General features: G+C 51.7%; 11 protein-coding genes, 11 pseudogenes and 1 other annotated feature. Of the genes and pseudogenes, 10 read left to right on the forward strand and 12 right to left on the reverse strand.

Translation table 11 applies throughout. From position 1 onward, the window contains the following. Together BM430_RS34340 and BM430_RS31265 are read right to left on the reverse strand one after the other, a co-directional pair. The coding region (locus tag BM430_RS34340) for a hypothetical protein (RefSeq protein WP_143132179.1) at nt 1–1086 on the reverse strand (1086 nt) is incomplete at its 3' end. Between the two features lie 860 nt (nt 1087–1946). Then, nucleotides 1947–2858 (reverse strand): annotated as a pseudogene (locus BM430_RS31265) (IS66 family transposase); the annotation flags it as partial. A gap of 2 nt (nt 2859–2860) precedes the next feature. Here BM430_RS31265 and BM430_RS34960 point away from each other — a divergent pair. Further along, nucleotides 2861–3354: pseudogene (locus BM430_RS34960) on the forward strand (IS701 family transposase); the annotation flags it as partial. A 136-nt stretch (nt 3355–3490) separates the two neighbouring features. After that, nucleotides 3491–3760, forward strand: a pseudogene (locus BM430_RS34965) (IS481 family transposase); the annotation flags it as partial. Nucleotides 3761–3768: 8 nt separating this feature from the next. On the opposite strand, the pseudogene BM430_RS31280 reads toward BM430_RS34965, so the two are convergent. Then, nucleotides 3769–4059, reverse strand: a pseudogene (locus BM430_RS31280) (IS630 family transposase); the annotation flags it as partial. A 575-nt stretch (nt 4060–4634) separates the two neighbouring features. Here BM430_RS31280 and BM430_RS31285 point away from each other — a divergent pair. The 4 genes and pseudogenes from BM430_RS31285 to BM430_RS34350 all read left to right on the forward strand — a co-directional run. Then, nucleotides 4635–6068: a lipopolysaccharide biosynthesis protein gene (locus tag BM430_RS31285; protein WP_093571126.1), complete on the forward strand. Its 1434-nt coding sequence runs from the start codon at nt 4635–4637 to the stop codon at nt 6066–6068. A 148-nt stretch (nt 6069–6216) separates the two neighbouring features. Continuing rightward, nucleotides 6217–7203 (forward strand): IS481 family transposase, encoded by a 987-nt coding sequence (locus BM430_RS31290; protein ID WP_093571114.1) that lies wholly within the window; start codon nt 6217–6219, stop codon nt 7201–7203. After that, nucleotides 7182–7676: pseudogene (locus BM430_RS31295) on the forward strand (transposase); the annotation flags it as partial. The gene BM430_RS31290 and the pseudogene BM430_RS31295, both read left to right, overlap by 22 nt. A gap of 13 nt (nt 7677–7689) precedes the next feature. Beyond that, nucleotides 7690–7803, forward strand: a pseudogene (locus BM430_RS34350) (IS21 family transposase); the annotation flags it as partial. Between the two features lie 132 nt (nt 7804–7935). On the opposite strand, the pseudogene BM430_RS31300 reads toward BM430_RS34350, so the two are convergent. The 4 genes and pseudogenes from BM430_RS31300 to BM430_RS34355 all read right to left on the reverse strand — a co-directional run. Next, nucleotides 7936–8304, reverse strand: a pseudogene (locus tag BM430_RS31300) (DDE-type integrase/transposase/recombinase); the annotation flags it as partial. 38 nt (nt 8305–8342) lie between these two features. Further along, nucleotides 8343–9014 (reverse strand): annotated as a pseudogene (locus tag BM430_RS31305) (transposase); the annotation flags it as partial. A 271-nt stretch (nt 9015–9285) separates the two neighbouring features. After that, the gene (locus BM430_RS31310; RefSeq protein ID WP_093571127.1) at nt 9286–10266 is read right to left on the reverse strand and encodes a glycosyltransferase; all 981 of its coding nucleotides are present in this window, start codon (nt 10264–10266) and stop codon (nt 9286–9288) included. 55 nt (nt 10267–10321) lie between these two features. Then, nucleotides 10322–11629 carry a hypothetical protein gene (locus BM430_RS34355; protein ID WP_143132180.1) on the reverse strand — a complete coding sequence of 436 codons (1308 nt, stop codon included), beginning with the start codon at nt 11627–11629 and terminating at the stop codon, nt 10322–10324. A 68-nt stretch (nt 11630–11697) separates the two neighbouring features. Between BM430_RS34355 and BM430_RS31315 the strand changes: the two genes are divergently transcribed. Then, nucleotides 11698–11910 carry a hypothetical protein gene (locus tag BM430_RS31315; RefSeq protein WP_143132181.1) on the forward strand — a complete coding sequence of 71 codons (213 nt, stop codon included), beginning with the start codon at nt 11698–11700 and terminating at the stop codon, nt 11908–11910. 558 nt (nt 11911–12468) lie between these two features. Here BM430_RS31315 and BM430_RS34360 read toward each other — a convergent pair. Further along, nucleotides 12469–13665: a glycosyltransferase family 4 protein gene (locus BM430_RS34360; RefSeq protein ID WP_143132182.1), complete on the reverse strand. Its 1197-nt coding sequence runs from the start codon at nt 13663–13665 to the stop codon at nt 12469–12471. A gap of 31 nt (nt 13666–13696) precedes the next feature. Continuing rightward, nucleotides 13697–14581, reverse strand: a complete 885-nt coding sequence (locus BM430_RS31330) for a glycosyltransferase family 2 protein (protein ID WP_093571129.1) — start codon at nt 14579–14581, stop codon at nt 13697–13699. Nucleotides 14582–14824: 243 nt separating this feature from the next. On the opposite strand from BM430_RS31330, the pseudogene BM430_RS31335 reads away from it, so the two are divergent. Together BM430_RS31335 and BM430_RS31340 are read left to right on the forward strand one after the other, a co-directional pair. Next, a pseudogene (locus BM430_RS31335) lies at nt 14825–15096 on the forward strand (transposase); the annotation flags it as partial. A 46-nt stretch (nt 15097–15142) separates the two neighbouring features. After that, nucleotides 15143–15380: pseudogene (locus BM430_RS31340) on the forward strand (transposase); the annotation flags it as partial. A gap of 78 nt (nt 15381–15458) precedes the next feature. On the opposite strand, the gene BM430_RS31345 reads toward BM430_RS31340, so the two are convergent. The 3 genes from BM430_RS31345 to BM430_RS31355 form a co-directional block, all read right to left on the reverse strand. Then, complete coding sequence (locus BM430_RS31345) at nt 15459–16217, reverse strand: WecB/TagA/CpsF family glycosyltransferase (protein ID WP_093571116.1); 759 nt, start codon at nt 16215–16217, stop codon at nt 15459–15461. A gap of 39 nt (nt 16218–16256) precedes the next feature. Continuing rightward, complete coding sequence (locus BM430_RS31350) at nt 16257–17657, reverse strand: GumC family protein (RefSeq protein WP_093571130.1); 1401 nt, start codon at nt 17655–17657, stop codon at nt 16257–16259. Between the two features lie 257 nt (nt 17658–17914). Continuing rightward, complete coding sequence (locus BM430_RS31355) at nt 17915–18550, reverse strand: exopolysaccharide biosynthesis polyprenyl glycosylphosphotransferase (protein ID WP_244539753.1); 636 nt, start codon at nt 18548–18550, stop codon at nt 17915–17917. Between the two features lie 481 nt (nt 18551–19031). On the opposite strand from BM430_RS31355, the pseudogene BM430_RS31360 reads away from it, so the two are divergent. After that, nucleotides 19032–19741 (forward strand): annotated as a pseudogene (locus tag BM430_RS31360) (IS3 family transposase); the annotation flags it as partial. Continuing rightward, nucleotides 19259–19375 (forward strand) — a sequence feature (AL1L pseudoknot). Its footprint overlaps the pseudogene before it by 117 nt. Nucleotides 19742–19750 lie beyond the last annotated feature (9 nt).

Raw genomic sequence — 19750 nt, forward strand, 5'->3', positions numbered from 1 at the left:
CAGATCGAATGTCTGTCCAGTCATTAATGACCAATCTGCGTTGTATTTTTTGATGGTATTCACATTTCCATCAGTGTAAGTCGTAACAGTATGGATACCACCGTCGAAATTCTCTTTGTTATCAAGCGGATAGGGAGTTAAAATTGTGCCATCATCTTCAGGTGACGTGGGAGTTATAATTGCTCCATGATCATTATCAATGATATTTTTAATCGGAAGATTATTTATAGTCTGATATGGATCAAATATTTGGTTCCTAAGACCAAATAAGTCAGCTGTAAACACTTGAGTAGTATCAGATAAATTGACTACAATGTAGTATTTTTTATTGTCCGAAGTTATCTCAACGGCTTCGAATGGATACGGTAGTTCATTTAGATCTGGGTTAGCGCCCTTAGCAGCTGAACGATAAATAACTCGTTTATTATTTTGCTGTACAGATTGCATTAATAAGTCAGAATTTTCTTCAATCACCTGATTTGCATGCGTTATTGCGTCAACTACATCTGGTGATGTACTGTCCCACTCAAATCCTTTGCTAAAATCGATGCTAAAATAAATAATTCCTGAACTTCCATGAATAATTGAGCTCCAAATTTGCGCCTCAATTTGTCCTGCAGTAGGTTGAAATCCATTTGAATTTATTGCAGAAGTGCCAATAAATGAAAAACTTGGTTTATCGTCGGACCAACTCCTTACTCGATCAAGGGCTATGCCTTGGTTCGTAGACATGTATCCATCACGCTCAATTGTCAGACTTCCTGTAAATTGTATTTGATAACTATCACTTGCTAACCAGTCAGATTCACTTCCTTCCATATAATCAAACATTAAAGCTGATTCAGAAGCCCATGAATCTGTGATGTGGTTACCAACGTGATTGGCCCATATAGGCATGTCACGCCCAGCAGCAGCCGCTGCTTCACGAAGAGGTTCTGCATATTGTAAAAGTTCTTTGGGATCTAAATTTACATGACCATAATCAACTGTCGTTGTTGTATTTGAAGGTTCATCTGGCTGAGCCCAGGCAAGTAGGCGATCTAGCGATAAATCAAATTTTATATTATTTGACGGCTGACGGATCATGTCGAATCCGTAGGCAGATGCTGCCTCTGACCACTGAATTATATCTGATCCATCTGGAGCAACAACCAAAGTAGTTACGCCTCGTGATTTCCACGTGTTCATGAGATATTCGGGCTGCGCATATACTCCAATAAGGAATTTAGAAGGATACATAACTTGTTGACCTCTTATAACGCTATAGATGCCGTAGCTAAACTATGTATTTATATATTTTTGCACGCAAGATTTAATAAGTTATAATTATGACACGGTACAATTTTCGCAAAAACGATTTAAAATAACTTTATAACTAACGTGCAATGAAAATATAATCGATAGTTTATTTAATTATTGTAAAATTTAATGAAAATATGAGGTATTTTTATCGTACTATGAAAATATAATTTAAATAATTACTAAAATATAAAATAAATATTCAACACGTTAAGTTCAATTAATTATGGTATATCTATATATACTTGAATAAAATTACTACAAATTTGATTGTAACTGCAGCGTCCGGCGCAGGACATGCTTGGCAGAAATGTGGGTTGCAGTGGACAAACCTTTGCGGCGACTGACCTTCTCAGGTTTCTTCTTAAGATAAGCCGTAAGGATATAGATCGCCTAAGTAAGTAATAGTTGATCGAGTAGGTATTGAAGTTGCGTTGGCCCAAAAATATTTAACGGACCTCCTCCAAGTCGCGCGAGAGTGAGCACAAGGAGCGGAGCAAGATGTTCAGTCGCGTTACTGCCAAGCTCGGACATGAGGGCCATAAGCGGACGCTGACCTCGGTTGCAGGTAGTGGGTAATTACCCACGGGGTTTGGCGCGGTGCACGAGCCGCCTTAGCTTGTCGACGAGGTGAACGCGGGAAGCGATCAGGCGCGGATGGTCTTGAGGAGGGTGACGAAGGTGTCGGTGCCCGCGAGGCGAGCGGTGTCGACGACCGTGCGCACATCCGCCTCGCCTGTGGCCGCCCACATCGCCCGGTAGCCGTTCGTCACTTTCCGCTGCACCATCGCCGGGCGTAGTGCCCGCTCGCACCCGTTGTTGGTGACCGGCACGCGGCCAGGATGGTCGAGGAAGACCAGGAGCTGATCGCGGGCTCGCCCGATCTTGGCTTGCAGCGCGCGGGTCAGGTCGCACCGGCTCGGGGCGGACAGGATGGCGGACAGCTGCCGCTCCAGCGCCCGGCGCTTGGCCGAGAGGGTCGAGGCGGCCAAGTTGGTGACGCGCTCGGCCAGGCTGAACACCGACCCGAGCCACAGCTGCAGGCGCAGCGGCACGGGATCCTCGCTGACCTCCACCGCGTAGGCGATGTCACGGGCCAAATGCGCCAGGCAGGTCTGGTGACGAACGCCGTGTCCCTGTTGGGCCGTGTAGCGGTCCGAGATCCACACGGCAGGCCGGTGCCCGTCCATCATCGCGTGCACCACCGCAGCGGCCCGCGTCGGGGCGGCGTGATGCACCACCGCTTCGTCCGAGCGGAACACCCAGTGGTACGAGTTGCTGCCCTCAATGCGCACGCCCGTCTCATCCGAGGCCACCACCTCGGCCCGACGCAGCGCCGAGACTGCCGCTTCGCGACCGGCACGGAACTGCCCCTGCGCCCGACGAAGCAGGTTCATCAGCCCGCCCTGGCTCAAGGTGAGCCCGAACAGGTCGGCCATCACCGCCTGCAGCCGCTCGTAAGACAGAGCCTGGAAGATCTTCAGGTAGGTCGCCACTGCGTGCAGGCGCGGGCCGAACGGTGTGCCGCCCGCTTCCTTCGGCACCGGGGCAACGACCCGAGCTCCAGGCCGCCTTCAGCGCCCGACGCGTGCGCGTGGCCGACGGCCCGCTCGCCTCAGGGGCCCAGCACCTGCCAGGGGCCGAGCGCTGGCTGGTGTGTGAGCACCGTCTCACGGGCGAGCGCAAGCTGCACCTGACCAACCATCCGGCCGACACGACGCTGGAGCAGCTGGCAGCCGCCATCAAGGCGCGCTGGAGTTGCGAGCAGGCCCACCAGCAGCTCAAGGAGGAACTGGACCTCGACCACTTCGAGGGTCGCTCCTGGATCGGGCTGCACCATCATGCCCTCCTCTGCCAGATCGCGTTCGCCTTCCTGCAGAGCCAGCGGGTCGGGGGGAAAAGGTGCGCGTCACAGGCGCCCGGCCCGCCGCCTCGGCCGACGCTGCCCGAGGTCCGACGCCGTGTGGCCGCCGCGCTCCTCGTGCAGCTCACGCGCTGCCCGCACTGCCGCCGGCCAACCCTCATCCACATGCTGCTATGAACATGGCAGAGTAGTGCTAAGAGCGCCTAACAGAACCGGTTGATCTGATTGAGGGTGATGATGCTGGCTTGGAGCTCCCAGGGGATGCCCGAGCGCAGCACGAACAGGATGCCGGTCAAAGCGGCGCGGTCGTCCAGCCGAGGACCCCCAGTGGTCGAGCGCTTCAACGGTCGGGTACAACGCGAGGTGCTCGGCATTACGATCTACAGCCATCAGGATCTGAAAATCCTGCTAGCAGGCTTCAACTTGGCCTACAATGGTCGTCGACAGCGTGCCCTGAAAGGTCTCTCGCCCGAGATGGTTCTGCGCCAACGTCTGAAGTACAAGCCTGCTCTGGCTCGCGCAACAACCAAGAAGGCCGATCCCACCGCTCTGGACCAGGCGCTCAAGGTTGCTGCCCGCGCCAAGGAGGTCTCATAACCAGACAACTCCTCGTGGCGGTGACGCTGCATGCAGCGCCCGATCACGGTGCCCTCCAGCACGTTGAGCGCGGCAAACAGCGTCGTGGTGCCGTGACGGATGTAGTCGTGGGTCTGGGTCTCGGGGCGACCTGGCGTGACGGGTCGGCTCGGGCGGGTGCGCTCCAGGGCCTGGATCTGGCTCTTCTCGTCGAGCGAGAGCACGACGGCGTGGCGCGGCGGATTCATGGAGAGGCTCACGATGTCCTCCACTTTCTCGGTGAAGGCAGGATCGTTCGAGCGTTTGAAGCTGCGCAGCTTCTGACCTCCACGGCTTTCCCCGGACAAGTTGCGGCGACCAACAACGTCTGCGAGCACGACCTGCGTCCCGTCGTGGCCCAATGCAAAGTGACGAATGTCTACTGAGCGATGTAGGCGACAAAGGGACAGGCGGCCGTGCGCACCGCCGTGGTCACTCCCAAACTCAGGACTAAGAAGACGACCTTCGTCACCTTGTTTTATAGCATCACAGCTTGAGCAAAAATCTCCTTCCATCCAAATAGGGCGGAAAAGCAAGCATTATAAACGAGATTAATGAATAATCATTTGTTATGCTCAGATATTAAAGCTTGCTACAGTTAGTATTGCAATATAATAAAATGACTAACTACGGAAATATAAATTATAATATTCTATTTTGATCGCATTACCCGACGGATTTTTTTGATTGATCCAATCAATATAGATAATTAAAAATATGATTTGCGTGAAATAATTTATGTGTTGCAAGTATTTAAACTTGAATGTAAAAGAAATCTGCGCTCAATATAAACTCATTCAATTTCTTAGGAGGTCGACGATTAAAAACGCCACACTCCAGTTGATAAGAAAGTTTCATGATGAAAATGTTCGCACTTTCAAAAGTAGGATCCCTAGCTTTTCTAGGTTTAATCGAAATTATTGTACCGTTTATGCGTATGATTATTCTGACTCGGCTATTAGGTCCATATGAGTTTGGTTATGCTGCAGCACTCACAGCAACTTATGGTGCAATTGAGCAAATTACCGATACAAGTCTATACCGATTCGTGCTATCAACGCCGCGCGATCGATACCAGGAAGCGCTAGCAACCGCTCATGGAATTGCAATTGTGCGTGGAGCGGTAGCTGCAACTCTTTTTGTTGTTCTTAGTTATCCAATTAGTTGTACGCTCGTAAATTGCAGTGATTGGTATGATTTCGGTTTTCTTGCGGGACTGCCAATAATAAAAAGCTTCGAACACCTAGAAATACGAGTGTATGAACGTGATTATCGTTATAAACCCCAACTAATTTCTACCATTGTGTCTCACATTTTTGGTCTTGCTGCACTTATATGTGTGGGAATTATTACTAACACACACTACGCGTTGCTTGCATATCTCTTCTTACAAGCAATTTCGAACGTTGGATTAACGCATCTACTTTCAACATCGATTTACGATGCCACATTGCGTGGGCCGATGATAGAACAGGCACTGCGGTACTCTTTACCCCTGGCGGCAAATGGCTTTGGGCTTGCGATATTAACGCAAGGTGACCGACTGCTCGTGGGGGCGATGCTGGGCGTCCAGATGCTTGGAGTCTATGCGGTAGTTATTCTAGCTTCCTATGTACCAACTGTGGGACTATTGCGATTTATAGGACCCCTGCAACTCGCTGGTCTTATTAATTCATGTGATAAATCAACATTATATGAAGCAAGATTGATTTTATATACAAGGATAATACCAATCATTGCTTCGATATGGGCACTTGGATGGTTGGTGTTATCTAAAGAAATAGTACCTGAAATTTTTGGCAGTAGATTTATGATTTCAGAGCAGGCTGTCATGCTTGTAGGAATTATGATTTTTTTGAGAATTTGTCGCACAGAGCCAGTAACTTCGCTACTATTGCAGAATGGATCAACTAAAATACTTGCTGCGACAAACCAAATTCCTATCACCGGGCTAGCACTGGGTGCATTATTGATGTGGGTCAATCCAGTTTTTGAGTCGGCATTGCTTGGAATTACAATAGGAGAGTTTTTTACAATGGTGTTTTCTATAATAATTACTAAAGAAAAATTAGGCAGGGTATGGATAAATTCAATTAAGGGAATTTTGTTATTTTCCGTGTTTCCTCTTGGTGTTGGGGTTCTATTCAATTTGATTGAACCATTTGGGCTTTTTCCGGGGCGAATAGCTGTTGGATTTGTTGTAATCACAGTAATAATCATAATCGGATGGATTGTACTGGCTGGACCAATTCGCCTGAGTTATTTGACTCAGGTCTCGCATAAAGAATGAGGGCTCCCAATAGAACCGCTTGATCTGATGAAGCCCAACCTAGCTGTTTAGTGGCGAAACGTTGGGGGGACGCGGCGCGTTGGGCGATTGAGGAGCATGCCTGGCGCTTCGAGCGAGCACACCGCTCCTCCTCCCGGAGGGCGCGCTGATGCACGCGATCCACCCCAACGCCCGCACCACTCCCGCCGTGCGCGCCGACATCGCCCGCTCGCACGAGCCCTCCGGCGTCCTCGCTCGCCGCTACGGCGTCTCCACCGAGACCATCCGCAAGTGGCGCAAGCGCGGGCCCGAGGACTGCCAGGACCGCTCGGCCCGGCCTCATACCCTGCCCTGGAAGGCCAGCGAGGAGGAGCGCGCCATCGTTTGCGCCCTGCGTCGTTCCACCGGCTTTCCCCTCGATGACCTCACCTTCGTGGTCACCCACTCCCTGCCCCACCTCAACCGCGACGCCGTCTACCGCATCCTCAAGGCCGAGGGTCTCAATCGTCTCCCACCCGCAACCCCGTCCCGCAAACCACACGGCGAGTTCAAGGAGTACGAGGTCGGCTTCCTGCACATGGACGTGAAGCACTTGCCCAAGGTGCGCGACAAAGATGGATCAACGCGGAAACGTTACTTGTACGTCGCCATCGATCGCGCGTCGCGCTTCGTGCATCTCGCGGTCAAGGACGACGAGACGACGGCGTCAGCCGTCGCCTTTCTGGATGAGGCCGTGGCGTCTCTTCCCTTCCGGGTGACGCACCTGCTGACTGATCGCGGATCCTGCTTCACGGCTGACAGCTTCGAAGCGGCTTGCCGGCGCCACGCGATCGAGCACCGCAAGACGAGACCCTACACCCCGAAAACCAATGGCATGGTCGAGCGCTTCAACGGTCGGGTGCAACGTGAGGTGCTCGGCATTACGATCTACAGCCATCAGGATCTGAAAATCTTGCTGGCGGGCTTCAACTTGGCCTACAATGGTCGTCGACAGCGTGCCCTGAAAGGTCTCTCGCCCGAGATGGTCCTGCACCCACGTCTGAAGGACAAGCCTGCCCTGGCTCGCGATGCAGCCAGGACGCCCGATCCTGCCGCTCTGGGCCGAGCGCTCAAGGTTGTCGCAAACGCCAAGGAGGTCTCACAACCAGACACCTGACCTGGGCCGTCGGGATCTTGGGGCGCAGCAAGGTCTATCCGGCCGACGTGACGATGATCTTCCCCGTCGCGGGGCGCGGACGACCGCGCAAGCGTCACGTGCCGGATCAGGTCTCGGTCGCAGCCGAAACGATCCTGGCAGACATGACCGGCCGGGTGGTGAGCTGGCGGCACGGCACCAAGGGTCGGCTGCGGGGCCGCTTCTGCGCGCTGCGCGTCCGGATGGCCGATGGTCCCACCGAGCGGATCGGCACGAAAGGCAACCAGCACCTGCCGGGAGACGAGGTCTGGCTGGTGCGCGAGGAGCGCGGCTCGGGCGAGCGCAAATACTACCTCACGAACCTCCCCGCCGACGCGACCCTCAAGCAGCTGGCCGCAACGATCAAGGCGCGCTGGATCTGCGAGCAGGCGCACCAGCAGATGAAAGAGGAACTCGGCCTCGACCACTTCGAGGGCCGCTCCTGGACCGGGCTCCCGCCAAGCCGGACGCCCGAGCAAGCTCGCGCCCTATCTCGACTATCTGCGCGAGCGCGTCGCGGCCTTCCCGGATCTGAGCGCCGTGCGCCTGACTCGCGAGTTGCGTGAGCGCGGCTACACGGGGGCCCCCGATCGGCGACGATAGCGGACAGGCGCGTCAGGTCGGCGGCGCTGGGGATCACACAGACAGTCTGAGCCATGCCTCAGACTCGCATGGCTCAGGCCTCCTGTGAATCATCTGAATGCGTCAATGCACTAGCAAGGATCGGTTGTAGACGATGTGGCCGCCGGCATCCTCGCCGGTGACCGCCGTCTTCATGCGGTCGTAGAGGATCTCGATCGGCACGCCGCCGATCGCGGCGAAGGCCTGCATGTGACAGCGCAGCAGCGTCTGCAGGTCCTGATGCAGGACGAAGCGCGCTTCGATGTGACGGGAATGGCCGAGCACCAGCGAGAACAGCCAGACGATGCAGGTCGTGTCCGGTGCGTCCGTGAAGGTGACGACGAAGCGGGCGAAGTCGACTTGGGCCTGCTGGCCAGCCGGCGTCTCGAAGCGGACCTCGTAGGGCTTGGCCTCGGCCGGCCGGATCGCGGCCACGAACCGCTTCACCGCGGTGTAGGCCCCCCCTCCAAGCACATCCAGCGCGCCCGCATCGTTCTGCTCTCGCCCGTCAGGCCGCGCACCACGTTGCGAACGAGCTTGCGGCTGTGGCCGGTCTTGCGAGCAATCACCTTGATCGGCACGCCCTGCCGCAATAGGGCCAGGATCGCCTCGCTGGTCGCCTCCCGACGCAGGTAACCTTCGTACCGCAGGCGCTCGGCACTGGTCAGCCGCTCGGGGTCGACCGTCGCGGCGCCCACCGCATGGCGGATCGCCGGCATCGACCGGCGCACGGCGTCGAGGAAGGCGGCGCTGGCGTTCTCCATCAGGTGCCAGCGATCGGCGGTCTGGACGGCATCTGGCAGCGCCCGTGTTGTGGCTTCTCCAAAGCCACCACCACGATCGCGCGCGACGACCGTGATCTCGGGATGAGCCGACAGCCAAGCCTCCACCGTGCCACTCTCGCGATCCGGTAGCAGGGCGGGGGGGCGCCGTCGCTCCAGATCGACGATGATGGTGCCGTAGCGCCGTCCACGGCGGAACGCCCAGTCGTCGATGCCGATCACGCGCGGCACCTCCACCGGTCGCGCGGCATGCCGGCGCATGCTGCGCAGCATCGTATCGCGACCGGCGGGGACGGCGAGCCGGCGGCTGAGACGATCCGCGGGCCTGCCGCCGAGCGCGAGGCCGAGGTGATGCACGATGCTCTCGAGACGGGCGGTGCGCCGGACATATCAAGGCTTCTGCCTGCGAATGCTTGACGCCGGAGCCTTCGAAAAAACTTTGTTGTAAACTTCATGCGCAGGACATTAATCCGTTTGTTGCGCTCGTTGTGAAGGTAGAAACGGTAATCAGTCCATGCTATCCGCGCCATAGCGGTGCTAAAAAGCACAACGCCATCTTGGCGAACACCAAACGCCTTAATTATAGAATAGTAGAAATAGAATTTCTACGCAAACAAACTCAGGTACCGAAAACGTTCTACTTATAACTGTTGCATTTTTATTATAATCGATGCGGTGGTCCAATCTCGCCGCGCAAGCCGGCGTACCATCCGCGTAGCGCTGTCGCTAGGTTCGCTGTTGAGCCAGAAGTTGCGTATTTTGCCATAAACAGGAGCGATCCAACGGCGCCTATCGGCCAAGAATTCGGTTTGAATTTTTTTAGCAATAATATATTATTTCGTTCACCTAGATACACAGCCAGAGAAGATTGATGCGCACGGTTTGTGGATGAACCAATTACCGCGCCATGGTCATGGTAGACAATAGCATCAGCAGTAAAACGGATCTTCCAAAATCCACGCCTCAAGCACCAATCTACCTCTTCGCAATAGAGGAAATAACGCTCATCCATTAATCCAGCTGTCCTAAGGAAACCTGGACAAGCGAAGAGCGCAGCACCTGATACGAAATCAAGCTCACATTGTACCTGTTCAACTTCGACGCGAGTGCCTACTTCATCGCCAAGGCCGACCAATCGGGAGCGACCAAACCACGGTCGCCACGCACCACCGTACATCTGTACACGGCCACTGCGCGTATCAGCGATTACGCAGGCAACCAAACCTGTTTCAGGTTCCTTTGAAGTTAATACTACAGCGCTAAGCGATAAAGGTTCGACTTCTAAATCAGGATTTAATATCCAGACACCGGTGATTATAGTCGGGTTGAGTACGCGTAAAACACAGTTAATTGCGCCTGAATAACCAAGATTGCTTGTCGCATGATATAGTGTTACAGTGTTTCCACCTTTTGCTAATATACCTTGCTTTACCGCAGAAGTTCTATCGATATTTATCGATGCTTCTACATCGCGAACATTAGCAAAAGCAGCGCAAGTGGAAAGTTTTTCGAACGAAGATTTTATGCCGTTTTCTACAACATGAACAACAAAATCTTTGTATATCAAATTGCTCAATGATTCAACACACTTACTGACAAGATCTGTGCAATTGTATGCAACGATCACAATATGCACTGTCATTATGCAGCTCCTTTTAACTGATATTTAAGCGTTTTTAAAGTTCAATTGTGATTATTTATATGCCAATACTAAGAGGATCTCCTTTATAACCATGGGCAAAGCCGTAGCGCGGAAGAATAAGATCTGCAATTGCCCACTCAGGATCACGTAACACCTGTGGAGAACTCTGAAGATTGAGAATCATGCGAAAAATGCGTCCGTCGTTAGCACGGATTTCGGCTCCTTCAAAAGGAAAAGGTAGTTGCTCACCCTCATAGCCATTTGCGTTGGGAGCGCTCGGTCGCAGCCGGTACGGTCGACGACCGCCTATGTTACGGTCAAAGAGCAAATTATCGTGAATGTTTTTAATGTATCTATGCAATCTAAACATTGCATCTTTAATAAAAGGCGGTGAAGAATCAAAACTGAAATCAGGACTCAGTTTGATTGTAAAATAAATATGGCCGACGCTTCCGTGGATTATGGCAGACAATGCTTGAGCTAAAAATTGATCAGCATCTATTTGATTTCCATGGGAATGTATGGGTCCAGTTTCAATAAAAACCATTTGTTGACGGCCATCCGACCAATGTCTAACCTGATCAATATCGTGGCCTTGCTCTGTCGAAAGCGTTCCATTATGGACGATTGGCCAATTACGATGTTCTGAAACTGGATAGCTATCAGATGAAAACCAATCAACATATTTGCTGTGTGCATATTTAGACATATATTCAGATAGATAAGGATTCCGAATATGATTTCCGACTTGATTTAGCCAAATTGGCACTCCGCGACCATGCCATTTTGACAGTATATCGCTCATCATTTCAGGGTCGAAGGCGCCATGACCTCGTCCTACTAAACCGGAGCCGTCCACAACATTGGATGGCTCATCGAAGAAGGCTGCCGCGAGCATCTCTCCAGACGTCATGTCGGCCTCGAAGGTAAGTGGATCTTTGAGTATGTAGTTGTCGCGCGTGGAAAAAGTTGGCTTCTCATTAAACACAACACCTTCAGGGTAGCGAATTTGCGCAAGCCCTAGGCGTCGCGCGCTTGCACGCCACTCTTGAGACGCAGTGCCTTGTGGAACCATAAATAAGGCATTGATACCTAGATCTTTCCATTGTTGATGAAGCGACACTGGTTGTTGATATACTCCTATCAAATAAAAACGGGGTAATCGTGCGAGATTGGATCCGCGTACCCGTTCCGTCAATGAACCAGCTGCTGCAGCTCCGGCTATAAACATTCGCCTTGTCGTTCCACATAGTATGTGATGCGACGATAGAATGCTATTATTAAGACGGTTCAGAACTATTCCTCCTACTGATACACATCGATCGAGAAGCGCCGCAAACAAGAGATTGAGACGTCTGATCATTCACCGGCAATCATACGACGACGATACGACATTTATTAAGAATGATCAATCACAGCTCGAAAACTACCGTGAGGGACTGGCTGCGGCGAGGCGAGTGGTGGTCCTGCGCCAAGCCCTCGCGTTCGAAGAAGCTCGACGGCCTCACGAAATGGCTGGCCGCCCGCTTCCGGCAGCATGCGGGCAATGCCGACGTCGTGCGCCAGGACCTGGCGGCTGAGAAGGGCATCCACGTCAGCCTGCGCACGGTCGAGCGCGCGGTGGCCCCCCTGGGCCAGAACTAGTCGCCGCGGCCCGCGCGCGCAGATGCAGATCGACTTCGGCGAGCGACGGGTGACGAGCGGTCAACAACGTCCACTTGGCCGAGCTGGACGGCAGTCGGAACCGGCCCGCGTTCCGGGGCGCGACCCCTCCCACTCGACGAGGCGCCCCCGCCGACGCTGCTGCGCCCGCTCTCGGAGTACGAAGCCGTGGCCGGGGGAGGCTTCTGATGAGCTAGGGGCACGATCACCTCACGACGCTACTGGGCGGGCTCAAGCTGACGGCGAGCCCCGACCAGCTCGACACGCTGATTGACAAGGCCGGCTGGCGCGAGTTGACGATCCGCAAGGCGCTGACGCTGTACTGCGAGCGGGAGGTGGCGCGGCGCGACCAGTGGCGGATCGAGATGGCCTTCGTGCTGGCACGCTTCCCGTTGGCACGGTGTTCGGCGACGCCGTGGTGGCAACCGCAATCCTCGACCGCCTACTGCACCACAGGCACGTCGTCACCATCCGGGACGACAGCTACAGGCTGCGCGAGAAGCGGCGCAGCGGTCTGCTGCAGAGGGCGACACCCGTCCCTCAACCCGCACCCATCGAGGAACGAAAACCAAATTTTTCCAATTGCATATATAAATCTTCCATTTCATTTATCATACTATCGATACTGAATGACTTCAATGCTAGATGCCTCGCGTTTTCAGAAATTTCCGCCCTCAATTTGTCATCCCTCAGAAGCTTTAGAGCTGCGTCTGCCAGAGCCTCAACGTCGCCAGGCGCCACCACCAAACCAGCCCGAGATTGAGTAATAATTTCAGCTTGACCAATCACATGGGTTGTGAGGATCGGCTTGCCATGTGCCAAAGCCTCCAAAACTGCAATTGGATACGGGTCTTCGTCTGAGGCGAGCGCAAGAAATGCAGCACACTCGATTGCCGCATGTTTTTCGGGGCCTTGTAAAGGTCCTATCCATCGAAAATGGCTGGAAACGCCCAACTCGTGCCCGAGGCGCTCCATCATAGCCCACTCACCTTCATCCGGACCGACTAACAGAAGAAAAGCTTCCGGGACACTTTTCACAATTTTCGACAAAGCTTCAACGAGCAAATCTGGCCGCTTATGCTTTCGCATAATGCCAAGATAGAGAATAACACTTTTTCCCTCGAGACCATATTTTTTGATAAAATCTGATGTATCTACTTTTATAAATGCGGAAGGATCTGCCGCATTACCAATAATACTTATAGCGCGAGGTTTAATATTGAGTTCTAATAAACGTTGTTTATCGACTTTACTTAATGTTATGTAATGATTAAAACGACTAAGAATTTTTATCCTGGCCAATTGATCAAACAGACCGTAGTAAATCTTTTTTCCGATCGTGTTGGCGTAAAAACCGCCGTGAATGTGGAGAATAGTAGGGGTTGACAACCATTGCCCGACAAGCGCTGAAATCTCGCTTTGTGGTTGTCTGTAGCCATGACAGTGAATGATGTCATAATTTCCAGCCCGAAGAACTGATAGGATTCCTGGAAACAAAGCATGATGACCGATGCTTGCATAGCTGCGAAATCGAAACACATGCACACCATTAATTATTTCTTGACATTCCATATGGCGCCGTGTCGCACCTTTATGATCACGATTTGCAGTTAACACGTGGACCTCATGACCGCGACGAACCAGTTCCTCAGAGATCGACTGACAGATTGCTTCAACTCCGCCGATCACAGGACTATAATAAGGAACAACTTGAGCTATTTTCACGTCAAACTCCATGAGATCGCAATTGCGGTGAAAGTGTTTACGCTTATGGGGTTTTAACTAATCGCCTTAGAAGGCGTTTATATTGTTCGCGCCGCATAAATCGTATCAACTCTGGTGAGATGGCGCGCGGCTTGCGTGAAACCGCGCCCCAGGCATAGCCAATAAGAATCATCACAGAGCCAAGGAATACCGGTCGTTCGAGTAGTCGTGATAGCGCACGGGCAACATTGTAGATTGGAGAAAATCCGACAATGTACTCTGTCGTGCCGCTGTTGAATCTCGTTCTAAGCACGGGTCGTCCGGTCAGACCCTCAGGTTTATGATGATATACAGGCAAATGCTGTAATGAAGCTGTTTTCCAACCGTGATAACGGGCGGATATTTCTGCAACCCCGTCTTCCATACCTCCAGCGATTGGCAAATATCCCCCAATACGTTCAAAACATTCTCGACGAAAAAATTGAATTGCCCCAGGGACACTTTCGTCATCCGATTTTACATTTACAGGTTTCTGACCGGGAAAAACGTCGAGAATCTTACCCCCTATGATACCATATTCAGGATTTGTGTCAAAAAAACTCAATAATTCTTCGAAGTAAGTGGGTCCAAATGATACATCAGCATCAATTACTCCTACATATTCGTAATCAAATTCAGAGAGGGTTGATAATGCAAGCTTAAGCGCTTCAACTTTTGCTGCTGTATTTCTTGCTGAAGTAGTATTATTGCGAACAAGGACGATGAAATCATGCTCAAAACGAAAATTCTCTATGATTGCATCAGTGTCGTCAGTCGAATTATCACTAACAATCACCCATCTTTTCGGAGGCAGACTTTGTTTAACTACAGACTCGAGAGTACGATGTATGTAATAAGCCTCATTACGAGCTGCTGTGACGAGCGCATAGCGGGGTTGTGATTTTGGCATGCAATCGTCCGTCACTACTGAAAGCCCGACGACCGAGCGGCGTTAGGCAGCGATCTAGCTCGCCGCAAATTTCATTGCCGACATATCTTGCGATGTCAAGCTAAAGATAGCTTCATTGATGCTGTCTCCATTAGTACATCGGCACCAACAAACGAGCGACATACTCGTTGGCCACCAGCTTACAACCATGGAGGATTTCGCGATCTACCTGCACCCACGACGATGTTTGTCACGGCACCATGACGCCGTTTGCAGCGTCACCGTCACGAGGAGTTCCTGCGCTTCCTCAGCGCCGTCGAGGCGGCGGTGCCAGCTGGCAAGGTCACCCACGTGGTGCTCGACAACTACCGCACGCACACTCATGCGAAGGTTTGGACTTGGCTATCGCGCCATCCGCGCTGGGTGTTCCACTCCACCCCAACTTCGGCCTCCTGGTTCAACGTAGTCGAAGGCTTCTTCTCGGCCTGACCCGGCGCAGGCCGAAGCGTGGCAGCTTCAGCAGAAGCGTTGACTTTTAGGCTGCGATCAAACGCTACATTGCCGAGCGCAATGTACAGGACCGACACCCCGATCATCGCGCTCCAGCCGGGCGACACGGTGATCCTCGAGAACCTCCAGGCCCACAAGGTGGCAGGCGTGCGCGAGGCCATCGCGGCAACCGGCGCGCGGGTGGTGTACCTGCCACCTATAGCCCGGAGTTCAACCCGATCAGGAAGGCCTTCGCCGCCTTAGCCCAAAGGAATGCCACAATCATCTCAACGCAGCGGGGTATCAAGATGACATCCTTATTTCATTTTGATCAGGCAAAATCATAGAAAAACGCTTTCCAAAATTTAATGGATCGTCATTTGATCGATTTAAAATTAGATTTGTTATATTACCGTCGATTTTGCCATTTGATCAACTGAATTAAGAATAGCCAGAGCACTGGCGCGCTTTCCACAAAATAACGTCGCCACATGCGACGAGGTGATGACAAAAGACGAAACAGCCACTCAAGATGTAATCTCTGCATAGCCGCTGGCGCTCTCCGTTGTTGACCGGTAAGAAAATCAACGGAACCACCAATACAAAGTATATAACAAGGTTTATTTCTAGTTTTGGAAATACGCCAAGCTATTTTTTCCTGCATCGGAAAACCGAGTGCAACAAGCAGAATTCCAGCATCACCGTGAGAAGCAGACTCTACAAGTCTATTTTGCTCCTCCACGTCGTCGCGTAGCTGAAAACTAGGAGATAGCAGATCGAATTTAAGTTTCGGATAGAGTTGATTTAAACGCATGCCATCAGATTGCCGAGGTCCGATAATTAGTACCTTCCCGCCACGGCGTTCAAGCTCTGGCAAGAGCGCTGCAGTCAAATCACTACCTGTAACAACCGTAAGATTTATGCCTACAAAACGAGCTAGCAATGCAAGAACTTTGCTGTCGTTGAGGATCAAATCGGCAGATAAATAATGTTCTCTTAAGATATGGTCCTTGTGAAGGACACCGACATGCTGCGCGTTCGGGGTAACAACCATTAAAGGCGATGATGGAGTTCCTTCGAGAATTTCAGCGAGCGCCGTTGCGCGATCTATATTAGTGAAAGGCACGCCTAAGAACGTCACATTTTTTTTTGGTGTGGCCAGTTTCATATTTGATGATCCTCCTTTTGCATTGCAAATCCGCAAGAACTAAATCGCGCCATCAGAGCGCCGTGCAATAGCAATTATACCGGCTAGCAGCAATCCACACAATGCTCCCGAGGCTATAAAAACCTTTTTATTTGGGTATACTGGATCGATAGAACTCCTTACCGCTTGCACAACTTTTAGACTTGAAAATTTGGCCGCATCGAAAGCAGCATTTACCTGAGCTTCGGCTCCTTTGCGAGCATAAGTTTCAACATTTAAACCAGCTATAACAACATCTCGCTTTAATCTCGAATATTCAGGGCTTAATTTACTGTTTTCAGAAAGTAAATTATTTAAAGTTTTAATTTCAACTTCTTGTTCTCGCATCAGCGCTTGTAATCCTGACAATTCATTCTTACTCTTTAGAAGCCCCTCGACTGAATTTTGATAGATCTTGACTATCAAGAGCGGTGGATCGCTTCCAATGGAGGGTAAGTGCGTGTCCCGCTGCTCGCGCCGAACTTCTGCTTGTTGATCTATCAGTGTGTCACCGATGAGGGAGGCAACAGCAGGTGAGCCAATAATTGGCCTAAGTCGTAAGAGCTGGTTGCCTGAAGATTGAATTTGTGCCTGCTTTTCAGCTATATTTCCGCGTGTTGTGGCTAATGATACAGCAGTATCGCTCAGTCTTTTTTGTATGAGATTTCTCTGCTCATCGTCAGAATAAATGCGGTTGCGTTGCTCAAATGCAGCTAGAGCGGCAGATGCACGTCCGAATTCTCGCTCGAATGATTGAGTTTGTTTTGCAATAAAGTCCGCTTCTCCTGGTTTTGCGTAAACTTCTCCATGTCGATCTAGGAAGCTTTTTAGTAAATCTGATGCAAATTCCTGAGCTACGATAGGATCCGGATGGCGAAACGTAAGTCTAATAATATCTGTATTCGGCTCTGATCGAACATTATACGCTGTGCGCAGTAAATTAACGAGCTTTCTCATTTCTAAATTTTGGACGTAAGGCGACTTCTTCGCCTGATTATCTGGACCTTCGGCATGAACTTTATCGTTTGTAACTGCCGTATCAAATACGATACGATGTACCCCGAAACGTTGGAGAACATTTTTTAAAAAATCCCAAAAAAAAGCCGTAGAGAACTCCTTGTTCTCTACGGTTGTGTTGAGTTTGAAGTGATCGACTCCGAAGCGTTGGATTGCACCTTCTAGAACATCGAGACTTGACCCAATACGTACTTTTGAGTTGACTATCTCAGCCTGCCTAAGAGGTGACACACCCGAGTCCTTGTCGGTAGGTCCTTGTCCCACAAGAAGCAAAGCTTCGGCTTCGTACTGCGGGGTAATCTTTGAACTTATCATATAACCTCCAACACTACCAAAAGTAAATAGCAGTGCTGCAAGCAGTTTGTGTCGCCATATTTTTGCTAGAAAGACGTCGGATCTGATCATATTACTCCCTACCGTGCTGAGTATGTCGCGACGTGGTGCCGGGCATAAATGAAAATTTTCAGGTTCAGGCGCCTCCCCACAAGCAGCCGCTCTTGCTGCTGTAGCCTAGTGGGCTGAACGGCGCACCTATGACTATCCTAGAAGTGACCGCCACATAAAAGGTATGAAATGGCTGCTCGATAATAGAAGTTCCTTAGATTGAATTAGTTGAGGATCTACCAGGGCAATCTATGATTATTTTTCGAGGAATAGCAAGTTCAGTATGCATTTGTCTGACGCGTGACTTCAGCAAGCACCGTGCGAGCCATGATTGACAAGTCCAGAGCGAGACTACGGCGCTTCACGTACCACAAATCTAACTCAATACGGCGCTCCATATGCCCTAATGTTGGTGTCTCACCTCGTGAACCGTTGATCTGCGCCCATCCAGTCAGACCTGGCTTAACCGCGAATCGTTGCGCATAGTTTGATATGTGTCGACTATAGTATACATCATGTGCGACAGCATGTGGCCGCGGACCAACCAGCGCCATTTCGCCGCGCAGTACGTTCAACAACTGTGGTAATTCGTCCAAGCTGGTCCTTCGAAGGAAGTTTCCGACCCGCGTCACACGAGGATCAACCTTTGTGACTTGTCTTACGATAGCGCCGTTCTCCTGCACATGCATGGAACGGAACTTATAAATACTAAACTTTTGGCCGTTCATCCCTGTACGAGTTTGACGAAATAGCACAGGACCTTCGCTGTCCATGTAGATTGCAACTGCAATCAGAATAAGAAAGGGAGAGAGCATTAATAAGGCAAAAAACGCCAAAACTGGATCGAGAGAGGGCACTAACCTAGGCAATGGGACACGACGTGCGAGTTCGTAATCCAAATCGAAGAGTTGCACTTCGCACAAGTTCTGGTTGAAATCCTTACTTATAGCTTCCATTTTGGTTCCCTCAAGCGGTTTTAATGTTTCATTAACCTAATCTCCAATGCAGTGCAACAAACATATTAAGCTCGGCATTATGGCGTTAGTACAAAATATAATATCCTGATTACAGTAGGGTAATGTAATATGAACATGGCTTTATTGTTACGAATAATAGAATATTGCAAACTTTCTTATGTATAATATTTTGTAAATAACATCGCTACTATAATATTAACTTTTCCATAACCTAATTGATGCTGCCTTTATGAAATTTAAATTGTGTTGTAATTCTTGCCGAAACTCAGATTAATCATTTGGTCTGTGTCCTGGGCACTGATCTGACGGGCTCGGACGGCTCACAATGGATGTGAGCCGTGCTAGGCTGCGGCATGGTCCATACCGTCTGCGTAATCATCATCGAAGCCGAGCCGAGGTGCGCGAGCGCGCCGTGCGGATGGTGCACGATCACGAGGGCGAGCACGGCTCGCAATGGTCGGCGATCCAGTCGATCGCGGCCAAGATCGGCTGCTCTGGCGAGACGCTGAGGAACTGGGTGCGCCAGTCCGAGCGTGACCAGGGCGGACGTCCTGGCCAGACGACGGACGAGCGCGAGCGGATCAAGGCGCTCGAACGGGAGAACCGTGAGCTGCGCCAGGCCAACGAGATCCTGCGCAAGGCGAGCGCGTATTTTGCCATGGCGGAGCTCGACCGCCGGTCTAGGCCATGATCAGCTTCATCGACGATCATCGGACAGTCTACGGGGTCGAGCCGATCTGCAGGGTGCTGCCGATCGCCCCGTCGACCGACGACCTGCATGCCGCTCGGCGTGCCGATCCCGAGAAGCAGCCGGTTCGTGCTCGCAGCGACGCCGCGTTGATGATCGAGATCCAACGCGTGTTCGAGGCCAACTTCCACGTCTACGGTATGCGGAAGAGCTTGCCCCGGACTTGATCCGGGGTCTGGCGGCAACTGGCCCGGGAGGGGATCGTGACCGCTCGATGCACGGTGGCGCGGCTGATGCGCAAGATGGGCTTGGCGGGGGTGGTGCGTGGCAGGACCGTGCGCACCACGATCCCCGATCCGGCCGCTGCCTGCCCCCTCGACCGCGTTAATCGCCAGTTCAAGGCTCCGCGGCCGAACGCCTTGTGGGTGAGCGACTTCACCTAGATACTG

The sequence above is a fragment of the Methylobacterium sp. 174MFSha1.1 genome (assembly GCF_900116815.1).
Taxonomy (GTDB): Bacteria; Pseudomonadota; Alphaproteobacteria; order Rhizobiales; family Beijerinckiaceae; genus Methylobacterium.

Bases quoted from the DNA above. Each gene is read 5' to 3' on its own strand.
- BM430_RS31285 (WP_093571126.1), top strand. From the start codon at position 4,635: ATGATGAAAATGTTCGCACTTTCAAAAGTAGGATCCCTAGCTTTTCTA.
- BM430_RS31290 (WP_093571114.1), top strand. From the start codon at position 6,217: ATGCACGCGATCCACCCCAACGCCCGCACCACTCCCGCCGTGCGCGCC.
- BM430_RS31310 (WP_093571127.1), bottom strand. From the start codon at position 10,266: ATGACAGTGCATATTGTGATCGTTGCATACAATTGCACAGATCTTGTC.
- BM430_RS34355 (WP_143132180.1), bottom strand. From the start codon at position 11,629: ATGATCAGACGTCTCAATCTCTTGTTTGCGGCGCTTCTCGATCGATGT.
- BM430_RS34360 (WP_143132182.1), bottom strand. From the start codon at position 13,665: ATGGAGTTTGACGTGAAAATAGCTCAAGTTGTTCCTTATTATAGTCCT.
- BM430_RS31330 (WP_093571129.1), bottom strand. From the start codon at position 14,581: ATGCCAAAATCACAACCCCGCTATGCGCTCGTCACAGCAGCTCGTAAT.
- BM430_RS31345 (WP_093571116.1), bottom strand. From the start codon at position 16,217: ATGAAACTGGCCACACCAAAAAAAAATGTGACGTTCTTAGGCGTGCCT.
- BM430_RS31350 (WP_093571130.1), bottom strand. From the start codon at position 17,657: ATGATCAGATCCGACGTCTTTCTAGCAAAAATATGGCGACACAAACTG.